Here is a 12,915-nt window from a genome sequence, read left to right on the forward strand (position 1 = left end):
AAGGGCAGCCTCAAGGGGTATGGCGAAGGCGCCGCCTCATTTGAGGTCGTTCCCCGTCGGCTGCCTCCAGGGGCATTCGCGCGTCGATCAGACCTGGAAACCGGGTCTGGCATCGGTCGATCCCATCGAGTGAAACCATTCTCGGACAACCCATGGACATGCGTCTTCGAAGCTGCTCGAAGCTGAGGCTCGCTCCGTATTGCTTGACCAATGCTTGGCGGTCGAGATCGGCGCGGCGATCGCATGCGAGGCATTCAACGGAAATAATCGGATCGCGGAATTCGCGGATGGTCAGCTGGTTATAGGTATTTTTTCTCATCGATGACATCTTGGATACAGTCGCGATCGACCAGCTATTGGTTTGATTTGTAGATGTTTTTTCGGCTAACTCGAGTATAGATTGTCGTCGTATAGGAATATTCACCCGATACATGCGCGTTGACTCACATTCATCCAAGGAACAAATAAGGAACATATGCGCTGTTGCGCAATGAGGAAACTTGAATCTGAATGATGAACAGCCATGGCCCAGGCAAGTGCGAAGCCCATTATTTTCGAATTGAGGGAGCGCATTCGACACCTCGAAAGAGGTCAGCGAGCCAAACCGCTTGTCCTGCCGTTCGGCGTTCCGGAGATTGACCAGAGCCTTCCTGGCGGAGGACTGGGCTGCGGTGCTCTGCACGAGTTCGCAGGTGGCGGGACGGGAACGGTGGATGGCGCGGCTGCCGCTTTGATGGTGGCCGGAATAGCGGCGCGCATGAAGGGCAAGGTGCTTTGGTGCCTGACGAGGCCCGACCTGTTTTTTCCGGCGGTCTCGCAAGCGGGACTGCACCCCGATCGGGTCATCTTCTGCGAAAGCGATCGCGAGGAGGATGTTCTGGCATCAATGGAAGAGGGCCTGGCGTTCGGAGGTCTTGCAGCTGTGATCGGGGAATTGGTCCGATTGCCGATGACCGCGTCGCGCCGCCTGCATCTGGCCGCCGAGAAGACCGGCACGATGGCGATCGCTCTCAGGAGGTGGAGGAGACAATCCGAGGCCTCTGACTACGGTCAGCCGACAGCGTCGACGACAAGATGGCGGATCAGCGTGCTGCCCTCTGAGCCGTTACCCGTTTCCGGAGTAGGCCGGGCCAGGTGGCTGGCCGAATTGATGCGCGTGAAAGCAGGCGAGTGTGCTGAGTTCGAAATAGGAGCCTGTGATGCCAAGGGTCGTATCTGTTTACTTCCCGTTTCTGCCGACAGACCGGATCAGACGGCACGGCAAGGACGCAGTTCCGGCTGACCAGCCTCTGGTGGTGATCGCCAAAAGCGGATCGAAACGCTGGATTTCGGCTGCGGATAATAACGCCCGAAAGCTTGGTCTCCATTCCGGAATGCCGGCAAGCAAGGCGCAGGCGATGGTCTCCAATCTTGTGACCGTCGATGCCGACCCCACCGCGGACGCTGCTGCGCTCGAACGCCTGGCGCTGTGGGCGCTCAGACAATACAGCCCGGTCGTCGCGGTGGACGGTACCGACGGGATCGTGATGGACACAGAAGGTGCCGACCATCTTCAGGGTGGCGAGGATCGCCTGATTTCGGGACTGGTGAACATGCTTCGCGCGCGGGGTCTCACAGCACGGGCGGCAGTTGCCGACACGCGGGGTGCCGCCCATGCGGTCGCCCGCCTGACATCTGCCGAGACAACGGTGGTTCCGATAGGAGGTCTTGCAAAGGCGGTGGTCGGACTGCCGATCCACTGCCTGAGACTACCGCTAAATACGATCCACGGATTGAGGGCCATGGGCATCGAGACAGTCGGCGAACTGTCGGCACTGCCGCGCGCGCCGTTGACGCTTCGGTTCGGTCCGGAGCCGGGAAGGCGGCTCGACCAGTTGTTCGGGCGCGTCGCCGAACCGATCGAGCCGCTTCGCACGCCAGAGCTGGTCGAGGTGTCGCGCAATTTTCAGGAACCGATCGGCGCTGCCGAGACCATCGCGAAATACGTCCGACGCCTGGTCGGCCAGCTGACGACGGAACTGGAGAGCCGCGGTCTCGGCGTCAGGCGGTCCGATCTCATCATCCATCGGGTTGACAATACGAGGCAGTCCCTGCGAGCCGGATTGGCGAAGCCTGTGCGTGACCCGGCCCGTCTCTCCAAACTGTTATGCGACCGCATCGAGAAAATCGATCCGGGCTACGGGATCGAGCGAATGGTCCTCGCCGCAATCATGGCCGAGCCGCTCGAAGAGAAGCAGACCGCCTCGTCCCTCATCGAAGAGCAGGTCGTCGATATCACGCCCTTGGTCGACATCCTCGGCAACCGTGGCCAACGTCTCTACCGGGTCACGCCAGTTGCTTCCGACGTCCCCGAGCGCTCCGTGGCGCGCGTCGGGCCGACCGTGGAGGAAATTGGAGCCACCTGGGCCGCCAAATGGCCGAGACCCTCGCGCCTGTTGCTGCATCCGGAAGAGATCGACGTGATCGCGGTCCTGCCGGACCAGCCACCGGCGGTTTTCTCTTGGAGGGGGAAACGCCGCCGTGTGAAGCGAGCCGACGGCCCCGAGCGCATATTCGGCGAATGGTGGACCACGCCTTTGGAAATGCGCGCCGTCCGCGATTACTTCGTCGTGGAGGACGAAACGGGCGAACGGTACTGGGTCTTCCGAGCCGGCGACGGCGTCGATGTGGCCACGGGCTCCCATAAGTGGTTCCTTCATGGAGTGTTCGGGTGATGAGATACGCCGAACTCCAGGTAACGTCGCATTTCAGTTTCCTCCGGGGAGCAAGTTCAGCCGAGGAGTTGTTCGCAACAGCTGCACTGTATGGCATCGACGCGCTCGGTGTCGTCGACCGTAATAGCCTTGCAGGGATCGTCCGCGCCTGGGAGGCGGCCAAGACAACGGGCGTTCGCCTCGTCGTCGGATGCCGTCTCGACCTGGCGGACGGAATGTCCCTTCTCCTCTACCCAACGGACCGCCCCGCCTATTCCAGGCTGACCCGATTGCTATCGCTCGGGAAAAGCCGTGGCGGCAAGGGCAAGTGCATCCTCGATATCACCGATGTCGAAGCTTACAGCGAGGGACTGCTGGCGATCCTCGTGCCGGATGAGGCGGACGACATCTACGCAGGCCAGCTGAGGAGGGTTGGCGCGATCTTCGGCGATCGTGCCTACGTCTCGCTTTGCCTCCGGCGTCGGCCGAACGACCGCCTCAGGCTTCACAACCTGTCGAACATGGCCGCCCGACACAGAGTGAAGACCGTCGTGACCAACGATGTCCTTTTCCACGAGCCGGGGCGACGGCAGCTGCAGGATATCGTCACCTGCATTCGAAACGGCACGACCATCGACGATGTCGGCTTCGACCGCGAGCGGCATGCCGACAGGTTCCTCAAGCCGCCGGAGGAGATGCATCGGCTATTTGCCGACTATCCCGAGGCGCTGGCTCGGACGCGCGAGGTCGTCGACCGCTGTCGTTTCGACCTCGGCCAGTTGCAGTACCAGTACCCCGAGGAGGCCATTGTTCCGGGCCTCGACCCCCAACAGTCGCTGGTAAAGCTGTCTTGGGAGGGGGCTGCGGAAAGATATCCAGAGGGTATTCCGGAAAAGGTCAGGACGGCGATCCAGCACGAGCTGGAACTGATCCGCGAGATGAAGTACGCGCCGTATTTCCTGACCGTCTTCAACATCGTCAGGTATGCACGCTCGCAGGGCATTCTCTGCCAGGGACGAGGGTCGGCCGCCAATTCGGCGGTCTGCTTTTGCCTTGGCATCACGTCGATCAATCCCGAGACATCCGACTTGCTCTTCGAGCGCTTCGTATCGCGCGAACGCGATGAACCGCCCGACATCGACGTCGACTTCGAGCACAATCGCCGCGAGGAAGTGATCCAGTGGATTTACGAGACCTATGGCCGTTCCCGTGCCGCGCTGGTCTGCACGGTCACCCGCTATCGCACGAAAGGGGCGCTGAAGGATGTAGGCAAGGCGCTAGGTCTGCCGACGGACCTGATCGAACAGCTGTCCTCAGGGGTCTGGGACTGGTCTGAGGGTGTCGGAGCGCGACAGCTCAAGGAGAACAATCTCAACATTGCCGACTATCGCCTGCGTCTGGCGCTCGAGCTGTCGTCGCAATTGATGGGTGCTCCGCGCCACCTTGGACAACACCCAGGCGGCTTTGTTCTGACGCAGGACCGTTTGGATGACTTGGTGCCGATCGAGCCGGCCTCAATGGACGACCGTCAGGTCGTTGAATGGGATAAAGACGATCTCGAGGCATTGAAATTCATGAAGATGGACGTCCTAGGGCTGGGAATGCTCAGCTGCATGTCCAGCGCCTTCGAGCTGCTTGCCGAACACAAGGGCCTTGAGATGGGACTTGCAGATGTCCCGCAGGAGGAATCGAAGACCTACGCGATGATACGGAAGGCCGACACGCTTGGGACATTCCAGGTGGAATCCCGTGCGCAGATGGCAATGCTTCCTCGCCTGAAGCCGAGGACGTTTTACGACTTGGTGATCCAGGTGGCGATCGTGCGCCCGGGTCCGATTCAGGGTGACATGGTGCATCCCTACCTTCGTCGACGCGAAGGCAAGGAGGAAGTGGTCTATCCGACGCCCGAACTCGAGGCGGTGCTAAAGAAGACCCTCGGGGTGCCGCTGTTCCAGGAAAGCGCCATGAAGGTCGCCATGGTCTGTGCGGGCTTCACGGCGGGTGAGGCCGACCAACTGCGCAAATCCATGGCGACCTTCAAATTCACAGGCGGCGTCTCGAAGTTCAAGGACAAGCTGATCACCGGGATGATCAACAACGGCTATACGCCGGAATTCGCAGAGCAGACGTTCGGACAGCTCGAAGGCTTCGGCTCGTACGGCTTCCCCGAAAGCCACGCCGCGAGTTTCGCGCTCATCGCCTATGCGTCCTGCTGGGTCAAATGCCATCATCCGGATGTTTTCTGCACCGCGCTTCTCAACAGCCAGCCGATGGGTTTTTACGCGCCCGCGCAAATCGTTGAGGACGCCCGAAAACATGGTGTCGAAGTCCGGCCCGTCTGCGTCAATCGTTCTCGCTGGGACTGCACGATGGAGCCGATCGAAGGCACCGATCGCTTCGCCGTCCGATTAGGGATGCGAATGGTCAAAGGCCTCGCGCTGAACGATGCTGCCAAAATCGTCATCGCCCGCACCGACCATCCATTCATGTCCGTCGACGATATGTGGCGACGGTCCGGCGTTCCGGTCGCAGCTCTCGAGAAGCTCGCCGAAGCAGATGCGTTCCTGCCGTCGCTGAAGCTCGAGCGCCGTCAGGCGCAATGGGACATCAAGGCGCTACGCGACGAACCCCTCGAACTCTGGGCAGCGGCCGCCGAACGCGAAGCCAGGACGATATCTGAGATGCAGGAGCCAGAGGTGACACTGAAATCGATGACGCAGGGCAGGGAGGTCGTCGAGGACTATTCGCATACTGGGCTGACGCTGAGGCGGCATCCCGTCAGTTTCCTGCGCGGTGAACTCGAGAAGAAGAGCATCGTCACCTGTGCCGAGGCCATGAGCCAGAGGGACGGCCGATGGCTGATGACGGCCGGGCTCGTTCTCGTCAGGCAGCGGCCGGGATCGGCAAAGGGCGTCATGTTCCTGACACTCGAAGACGAGACCGGGATCGTCAACGCCGTCGTGTGGCCGTCATTGTTCGAGCGTCAGCGCCGGGTTCTCATGGGGGCGAGCATGATGGCCATTAACGGGAAAATCCAGCGGGAAGGCGAGGTCGTTCATCTCGTTGCCCAGAGGCTGTTCGACCTGTCATCGGACCTCGCGAATATCGGGGCGAGCGACGGAGAGTTTCCGTTGCCGCACGGACGGGGCGATCAGGTCAAGCATGGTGGCGGGCCGGACCCGCGAGAAAATCCGAAGCCTGTCGTGCAGACGAGGGATATCTACATCCCCGATCTGCACATCGATACGCTCAAGGTGAAAAGTCGAAACTTCCACTAGAGCGGAACGCACCCTTACCCCGATTTCTGATCGAGCGCAGCGGCGACCCGTCACTTCCTTCTGATCATGCGAGGGCGACGTTTGCAATTGCCGCGGCCTTCCTTCTACGCGGATCAAGGCGACCATTTCGGCCAGGCCGGCGGTGAAGTTCAGCGCCGCTCCTTTGGTTGACGGTAGGCGAGAAGCTGAGGCGACGGTGGCGTGACTGGATCGACATCGTTTCGATTTTTGTAGCGCGATTGCTGTCCTGGAACTGGACTTCTAAGCTCACCGGACATAAAAGAGAATGGACGATTCTCTTTTGGAGGTCTTTGATGCCGTTCCCTCTCTCGAATAATATAGATCTGCCGCTTATTGATCTTGACGCGACGTCGCAGGCTGAACTGGTAAGGAGAGGTAGCTTAACGGCTGCCGATCTGCTTGATGCCGCAACTGCACGATATCAAGCCCTGAACCCTATTGTGAATGCGGTTGCGATCTTTAATCCCGATAAGGCCAGCCAGCGTCCACACCGAAATTCAAGCGGCACCGTTTTCGAAGGGGTGCCGACGATACTGAAGGATCTTCTTGCCTATCCTGGCCTGCCGGCTTCGTTCGGCTCACGGCTTTTGGCCGGGTATGTTCCCGCCGCAGGGTCACCCTATACCGACGCAATTGATGCCGCCGGCCTGGCTGTCGTGGGCAAGTCAACCACCTCGGAGTTTGGCCTACTGGGTACAACAGAATCGATGGTAACGGGCCAGACACGCAATCCTTGGGATCTGTCGCGCTCGACCGGAGGGTCGTCAGGGGGGGCGGCAGCAGCTGTCGCCTCGGGCATGTTTCCGGTGGCGCACGCCTCGGATGGAGGTGGCTCGATACGCGGTCCGGCCTCGCTTTGCGGCGTCTTTGGTTTCAAGCCTGGTCGAGGCAAAACAAGATCGACAGGCATGCCCGATGACGCGCCACTTTCGGCCTTACTGAGCGACCATTGTCTCAGCCGAACTGTTCGGGACAGCGCCACTTGGCTACGCGTGACGGAAAAAGAAGGGACCGCCAATCCGTTGGCCGATGCTGCCGAACTGGCCGCGAATTCACCTGGCTCGCTGCGGATCGGCTGGTTCGAGCGAGACTGTTTCGGCGATCTGCCTGACCCGGACGTGCGAATAGCGCTCAGTGCAACGGTGGAGCTTTGTGAAGCGCTTGGTCATCGCCTCATGCAAATTGACGGCCCACGATTGAATCGTGCGGGGTCTGGAGGTGCAATTCTCGATCTGATGGCGGTGACGACCGCACATATCACGGGGATGGTCGCCCCAAACCTCACAGCGAGCCAAAGTGAGCAGTCGCTGGAGCCCTATACACGCTGGTTGGTTGAACGTGGCCGCGGGATTGCTCCTTCCCGCATCGGTGAAGCGATGCAGACGATGGCGGCGGTTGGCCACGACTTTACAAAATTTCTTAACGGGTTCGACGTGCTGCTCTCTCTGACAATTCCATTTACTGCCTTCCCGCTCGGCGAGTTTGCTCCCGGCACTGACAACGAAGTTTTGCGTTTGCATTTTGAGCGGAGTGCCGCATTCACGGCTCCTGCCTCAATGGCAGGCTATCCGGCCATGTCCGTGCCATTACACGTCAGCGAAAGCGGTCTGCCGATCGGAAGCCACTTCGTTGCCCGCGAGGGCCAGGAGGCGCTTCTGTTCCGATTGGCCTTTCAGCTTGAGGCAGCGGCTCCATGGCTTCCCAGACTGCAAGAGCTGTCTCGGAGGCTGACATGGCCCAAGTCCTGAAAAAAGAGATGCATGCCCGCATTCTTCAAGCCGCAGGCAAGCAATTTGCGGCACGTGGCTTCGAGGCTGTCCGTCTTGCCGACATAGCGCGCGAGGCCGGCACTGCCGTCAGCAATATCTATAAATACGTGGCCGACAAAGAAGCTCTGTTCCTCAAGGTCGTCACCCCTGATCTCGCGGAGCGCCACATGCAACTTTTGCGGGCCCGCCTAGATGAGTTTGGTGAGCGTCGGCCCTGGACCGCTCTCACCGACAGCCAATCATCTGCTGCAGCAAAGCTCCTCGAGTTTTGGGTGGATCACCGACATGTTGCGGCGATCCTAATTGGCAATGCCCAGGGCAGCCGCTTTGCCGGTGTCCGTGAACAAATAATCGAGGAGATGACCTCACGCGCGATGAAGACACAAGGGAAGGAAGAAGACGGATCTCTTGAGTTCGTCCTTCGCCGGATTTTCTCTGCGACCTTGGACACTATTTGCGCAATTCTGCAGCAGTATCAGAAACCTGAAGACATTCGCAAAGTTATCGGTTGCTTCTGGCGTTTCCAATTGGCCGGCTTGCAGGCCTTGTTGAAGGATGAAGCCTAAACACTGGGTCACTTGCTCCAAAGGCTGTAGGGCACCTCAGTTCTGTGGTTCGCAGGACATTGCGCTGCTCACCTCAAGCAGAATGCATCCTCCGTATCCAACAATCAGCGGGGATGCTCGCGTTCGCGAAGTCGGACGACTGACACGACGACGGATGAGCACATTGATTTCCCGCTTTCTGCGCCAGTTCCATAAGACATGTTATGCGATTTACAACTTTAAGTTGTTTTGCATATTTAGGTTGTTGTTCTCTGCCGGCAGCTGTGATCTCCGAACTGTCCTTGATCGGGAAAGCGCTGACGCTGTATTTCCCGCCACCCGTGGCGAGCCCATCTAAGTCAGAAGGAGCGTTTGCCGACCCTGACCGTTTAGCAGATCAACTGCTTTTCGGTTGAAAGACACGAACGTCTCGCCACCAAGTCACGCTCCTTCATGCGCGATGACGCCGTCTGCAAAATCGCCTCCGGCCTCAAGGACGGCCAGGCCCGCCTCCACGGCCGGCCTGTCCATCGAGACGAACTTGCGATGCACCAAATTCCACTGCTGATTCATGGTGCTCTAAATAGAATTACTTGCCCAATCTTCGTGCCCGTGGCGAACTCGTATCACAAAAATTGTGTCATCGTCTTCGATCCGGTAGACAATTAGATGCGCTTTGAAGGGATGAATTCTAACAGGCGGATGAATTTCATCCCGTTCCCGCGCGATGCGTGGATTGGCACCGATCAGATCAAGGAGTGCGAAAAGGTCATCGTGGCAACGCTGCGCCTGCACTACTCCGAACAAGCGAACACCCTGCTCGGCGATCGCGATTACGTCTTCTTCCGCCTCGACAGAAAGCCTGAAGCTCATGACTTGCTGGCACGAGCCACAGCTTCGGCAAAAAGTTCGTCCTTTGATCGAATCCCAACACCACTTTGAAGCCCGGCATCGACGAAGCTCTGCATGGCGGCAATCTTGTCGTTGCGTGTCTGGTCGCGTCGGATCAGGTCGCGCACGTAGTCGCTGGCATTAGAATATCGCCCCGTCCTGGCCTGGGCCTCCACCCAATCCTTCATCGGGTCTGGAAGAGATACATTCATCGTAGCCATTGGAAACCTCCATTTGAAGGTACCATTACCGATCTTGGCAAAGTTTGTCAAAGACTGGATTCGGGTGCATGGCGGCCTCCGTTGGTTAGCCCTAGAACCTTGCGCGCTCTTCGAAGTTCGCGCTGCCGAGAAGCGCCCCCTCACGGGGCGGTGTTTGAAGATCTCGCGGCTTATTCAGCGCGACAGCCCGCTCTCCTTGAAATGAAGAGCTCAACTGAGCTTAGGAAGCGCAAGATATGCAACGTGAGCATCAGCCCTGGCTCAAATAAGATCTAAAGGCGGGGACTTCTGCAAAACAACGAGGTTGTTTGGGGCTGGCGATGAGCCGGCATTGCATTCCTCGACCCAGCGCATGGATAGACCGCCTCACCAGGTATCGATGCAACAACGGCAGGAGATTGGCGTCGTGCCGAAGGCTGCACCGCCAGTCTCACCAGTTGCTTCGCCGGTCGTTCGTGCAGACGGGTTGCAGTTTCGTCGCGCCGAGCCCGATCGATCCCTTCCTGAAGGCTTTCTATAATCCTGACGTTCCGGTCTATGCCCATGATCCGGTCAGGGGCAAACAGCTTTTCGACGACGCCGGCTGTCCGCGCGGGCCTGACGGTGTGCGCTTCGACGTGCCGCACGATGTGATGCCCTATGGTGACACCTATACCCGACGAACTGGCCGCGCCGCGAGATCACCCGGTAGCGCCCGCGAAAGCCCCTTGCCTCCATGCTCGCGATCGCATCGACCATGGAGAGACTGGCGCCGATGATAAGGATATCGGAACTTTCGACCAACCGGTCGAGTGCGCCCGGATTCCACGGATTTTCGGGGAAGCGCGGATGGCCTGCGACTGCGGCTTCGTCAGGACGCAGACCGGGTTGGAATACCCCGGGCGCAAGCACCGCCTCGTCCGCTTCTAACACAGCGCCCTGCGTGGTCGTAACACGGATCCGATGTGGCGACGATGACAGATGCGCCCCCGACGAGCGGACATGATTTAGGCTGGATCCGGATCGCGCTTGCGCTGCCGCGCGCTTCAGTTCGTCGCGAACATAGGTCCCGTAAAGATGACGCGGGCGGGCTGCTTGCGGCGACGTCAGCGGGTCAGGTGACCCATGTCGTCGTGATAGAGCGAGAAGATCTCGGCCGGTCCGTTGACGAGATGGGCCGGGTCGGCGGTGCTATAGGCAACGCCGCGCCCGAGCTCGGCACGCGGCTCCAGGATGGTGATAGACAGTGCGACCATCGTTTCGGCGGGCAGTTTGAGCGCGGAGAGGGCCCCGGCAAAGCCGCCGCCGACAATGACGACAGAATGACCTGGCTTCGGATCGAACTGCATGAGACCTCTCCTTCGCCGTCACACAGACCCGGGACCGACTGAAAAAGCGCATAGATAACCTGCCGGCCTAACACCGGAAGCCGGGGCCACCTCGAACGATGATCGGAATTTCAGCCACGCAGATCGGCTGTGCCTAGAAGACCTTGCCTTCTTCCAGATGCGTCGTCGTTCCGTTGATGTAGAAATCGCCGACCACACGCGCCTTGTGCAGCAACGGATTATGGTTGAGCACGGTGCGGATGTTGCGCCAGTGGCGGTCGAGGTTGAGATGCCTTGACGTGGCCGACTCGCCGCCGAGTTCGAAGACATTGGTTGCGGCAGAAAGCGCGATCTGGGAGGCGACGATCTGGATGCGCGCCGTCGTAAGCGCGCTTTCGACGAGGGCTGCCTCCAATCTTTCAGAATCGCCTGCGCCGAACGCCTCGACGGAACGGTCCAGTGCGCGGGCCGCCTCGCGGATCAATGTATCGACGGCAAATGAGCCGCTGGCGATCTCGCCTAGGATTTTCTGGACAAACGGGTCGGCATTGGCCGTTTCGGCAGTGCTATGGGCGGCCGAACGCGCCTGTCTGCGCACATAATCGGTGCCCTCAGCCACGGCACCGCGCACCGCACCCGCCATGGAGGCGGCAAGATGAAGCTGGCGAAGCGTAGACGTGTGACGGCCGACGAGCGTATTCAGGCCACGCGTGAAAATCTCGTGCGGCAGGACCTCGACGTCCTCCAGCAACACGCCGCCGCTCGCCGTCAGCCGCTGGCCCATGCCGTCCCAGTCGTCGAGAACGGTGGGCCTTCGCCCTCGCAGGCGATCGACCGTTACGTCGGACCACTCAGACACCCGGTTCACATTCACGATGCCTCTATAATCAGCCAGCGAGGGTCTCTCAAACGGCTCATGCGCCCTGCGCCAAGGTATCAGCTCCTATCTCGGGTTTTGCTTGGAACGTGCTCTTGGAGTGCTTCGAGAAGGATCTCGGCAGAAAACGGCTTCTTAACAAAACTTGCATTGCTCGGGAGATCACCCTCCTTGGGCATCCTTGCTCCCGATGCGACGATCACCTCTATGTTTGGCCACCGCTCGGCGACCTTCCTGGCCAATTCGAAACCGTCAAGGTCTCCGCCGGTCTGCACGTCGGTAAACAGTAGCTGGAGGAAGCTGTATTTTTCGAGAAACGCGAAAGCTTCGTCGGCCGTATCCGCCTCTACGACGTAATATCCAGCTTCCGAAATTAAGTCGGCAGTATCCATCCGGATCAATGGTTCGTCATCCACGACGAGTGCGATGGGTTCGGCGATCTTGTCGAATCGTTCTTTATCCATGCTCGCTAACACGATCCCCGAAGGCTTGTTCCAAACTTTTGATATAATTTCGAAAATAACTGGAAACATTTGAGATGATGCAAATCGAAGTGATTGAGATTACCGTCCTTTTGTCGCCAATGTGCAAGGATTTCTCGTGTTGGAACCAGCTTGTTGAGCACGCCGGCCATGCCCGGCTCGCAGTCCCGAGACCGCCCCAGGTCCCCCGTGCACCAAACACGGCACATGAGATGGTGCGGTTCTTCCTGGTGCCTAGCTGAGCTTCGTATGGAAATTGTCGCTGCGAACTAACGTCAGCGAGATCGGTGAGTGCACGGCATCAGGAATCCCAGAAGGTAGATCAAGAGATCTGACCCGGGCGTCTAAGACGGGCTTTAACCCTTCTGTTGAGCCAGTTGATTCGGCGCTGGTATTGGCTTCCATAGGTCTCTCCATCGCAAAAGCCCGAATACCGACAGTCCGGTCCACAACCCGGTTTTGGCAACCATCCCGGCGATTGTGCGAGCGGCCCTCCAGCTAAAAAAATCGGATTGGATCTCCTTAACAGAACCAGACGGGTACCTAAGTGTTCCGGTTCTTCCGTCCCCTCCCGGACGGTTTGCCATCATCCCGAAGTCTCCAAGCGACGGGATGTTTGGCCTTCCGTCGTTTTCTGCGCGGACAGGGCGAGTTCCGACAGTCTGGTCTGTTCCCTGCGGCATCCGGTATTGATGAGGTTGAGGGATAACATGCCCCTGGTCACATCCGATCGGCACATGCCGGTCAGGCTCCGTCCGTCTGCTCACGCCTGAAGGCCGGTGAAGACATGATAGACAGTCCAGGAGCGGTCGGATTCGATGCCGCACGCCA

General features: G+C 59.3%; 10 protein-coding genes and 4 pseudogenes. 7 read left to right on the top strand and 7 right to left on the bottom strand.

Going from position 1 to position 12,915, the window contains the following annotated elements; all coding sequences use genetic code 11:
• Positions 1–10: 10 nt before the first annotated feature.
• Positions 11–319: a hypothetical protein gene (locus tag FHT78_RS24965; RefSeq protein ID WP_246715413.1), complete on the bottom strand. Its 309-nt coding sequence runs from the start codon at positions 317–319 to the stop codon at positions 11–13.
• A 204-nt stretch (positions 320–523) separates the two neighbouring features.
• On the opposite strand from FHT78_RS24965, the gene FHT78_RS24970 reads away from it, so the two are divergent.
• From FHT78_RS24970 to FHT78_RS24990, 6 genes and pseudogenes are all read left to right on the top strand, one after another.
• Positions 524–1,282 carry an ImuA family protein gene (locus FHT78_RS24970; protein WP_183749248.1) on the top strand — a complete coding sequence of 253 codons (759 nt, stop codon included), beginning with the start codon at positions 524–526 and terminating at the stop codon, positions 1,280–1,282.
• Entirely contained in the window at positions 1,200–2,714 is a 1,515-nt protein-coding gene (locus FHT78_RS24975) for a DNA polymerase Y family protein (protein ID WP_183749249.1), read from the top strand. Before FHT78_RS24970 ends, FHT78_RS24975 begins: the two co-directional genes overlap by 83 nt.
• A complete protein-coding gene (locus tag FHT78_RS24980) occupies positions 2,714–5,971 on the top strand; it encodes an error-prone DNA polymerase (protein ID WP_183749250.1) in 3,258 nt (1,085 codons plus the stop codon). The genes FHT78_RS24975 and FHT78_RS24980 overlap by 1 nt, the downstream gene beginning before the upstream one ends.
• A gap of 26 nt (positions 5,972–5,997) precedes the next feature.
• Positions 5,998–6,093: pseudogene (locus FHT78_RS29460) on the top strand (phosphatase PAP2 family protein); the annotation flags it as partial.
• Positions 6,094–6,285: 192 nt separating this feature from the next.
• Positions 6,286–7,740, top strand: coding sequence for an amidase family protein (locus tag FHT78_RS24985; protein ID WP_183749251.1), 1,455 nt, complete (start codon positions 6,286–6,288; stop codon positions 7,738–7,740).
• Positions 7,725–8,327 carry a helix-turn-helix domain-containing protein gene (locus tag FHT78_RS24990; RefSeq protein ID WP_183749252.1) on the top strand — a complete coding sequence of 201 codons (603 nt, stop codon included), beginning with the start codon at positions 7,725–7,727 and terminating at the stop codon, positions 8,325–8,327. The genes FHT78_RS24985 and FHT78_RS24990 overlap by 16 nt, the downstream gene beginning before the upstream one ends.
• A 333-nt stretch (positions 8,328–8,660) precedes the next feature.
• Here the strand turns inward: FHT78_RS24990 and FHT78_RS29465 are convergent.
• The 3 genes and pseudogenes from FHT78_RS29465 to FHT78_RS25005 form a co-directional block, all read right to left on the bottom strand.
• Positions 8,661–8,843: pseudogene (locus FHT78_RS29465) on the bottom strand (VapC toxin family PIN domain ribonuclease); the annotation flags it as partial.
• Positions 8,844–8,885: 42 nt separating this feature from the next.
• Entirely contained in the window at positions 8,886–9,179 is a 294-nt protein-coding gene (locus FHT78_RS25000; RefSeq protein WP_183749253.1) for a type II toxin-antitoxin system RelE/ParE family toxin, read from the bottom strand.
• The gene (locus FHT78_RS25005) at positions 9,176–9,418 is read right to left on the bottom strand and encodes a type II toxin-antitoxin system ParD family antitoxin (protein WP_183749254.1); all 243 of its coding nucleotides are present in this window, start codon (positions 9,416–9,418) and stop codon (positions 9,176–9,178) included. The genes FHT78_RS25000 and FHT78_RS25005 overlap by 4 nt, the downstream gene beginning before the upstream one ends.
• Before the next feature lie 455 nt (positions 9,419–9,873).
• Here FHT78_RS25005 and FHT78_RS29815 point away from each other — a divergent pair, with 455 nt between their 5' ends.
• Positions 9,874–10,176: a hypothetical protein gene (locus tag FHT78_RS29815; RefSeq protein WP_312858793.1), complete on the top strand. Its 303-nt coding sequence runs from the start codon at positions 9,874–9,876 to the stop codon at positions 10,174–10,176.
• A gap of 147 nt (positions 10,177–10,323) precedes the next feature.
• On the opposite strand, the pseudogene FHT78_RS29820 reads toward FHT78_RS29815, so the two are convergent.
• The 3 genes and pseudogenes from FHT78_RS29820 to FHT78_RS25025 form a co-directional block, all read right to left on the bottom strand.
• A pseudogene (locus tag FHT78_RS29820) lies at positions 10,324–10,746 on the bottom strand (FAD/NAD(P)-binding protein).
• A 133-nt stretch (positions 10,747–10,879) separates the two neighbouring features.
• Positions 10,880–11,539, bottom strand: a pseudogene (locus FHT78_RS25020) (acyl-CoA dehydrogenase); the annotation flags it as partial.
• Between the two features lie 122 nt (positions 11,540–11,661).
• Positions 11,662–12,066, bottom strand: coding sequence for a response regulator (locus tag FHT78_RS25025; RefSeq protein WP_183749255.1), 405 nt, complete (start codon positions 12,064–12,066; stop codon positions 11,662–11,664).
• Positions 12,067–12,915 lie beyond the last annotated feature (849 nt).

It is taken from the genome of Rhizobium sp. BK196 (assembly GCF_014193255.1).
In the GTDB taxonomy this organism is placed as follows: Bacteria; Pseudomonadota; Alphaproteobacteria; order Rhizobiales; family Rhizobiaceae; genus Rhizobium.

Coding starts and splice junctions, on each gene's coding strand:
- FHT78_RS24990 (WP_183749252.1), top strand. CDS start 7,725: ATGGCCCAAGTCCTGAAAAAAGAGATGCATGCCCGCATTCTTCAAGCC.
- FHT78_RS25025 (WP_183749255.1), bottom strand. CDS start 12,066: ATGGATAAAGAACGATTCGACAAGATCGCCGAACCCATCGCACTCGTC.
- FHT78_RS24970 (WP_183749248.1), top strand. CDS start 524: ATGGCCCAGGCAAGTGCGAAGCCCATTATTTTCGAATTGAGGGAGCGC.
- FHT78_RS25005 (WP_183749254.1), bottom strand. CDS start 9,418: ATGGCTACGATGAATGTATCTCTTCCAGACCCGATGAAGGATTGGGTG.
- FHT78_RS24980 (WP_183749250.1), top strand. CDS start 2,714: ATGAGATACGCCGAACTCCAGGTAACGTCGCATTTCAGTTTCCTCCGG.
- FHT78_RS24985 (WP_183749251.1), top strand. CDS start 6,286: ATGCCGTTCCCTCTCTCGAATAATATAGATCTGCCGCTTATTGATCTT.
- FHT78_RS25000 (WP_183749253.1), bottom strand. CDS start 9,179: ATGAGCTTCAGGCTTTCTGTCGAGGCGGAAGAAGACGTAATCGCGATC.
- FHT78_RS24965 (WP_246715413.1), bottom strand. CDS start 319: ATGAGAAAAAATACCTATAACCAGCTGACCATCCGCGAATTCCGCGAT.
- FHT78_RS24975 (WP_183749249.1), top strand. CDS start 1,200: ATGCCAAGGGTCGTATCTGTTTACTTCCCGTTTCTGCCGACAGACCGG.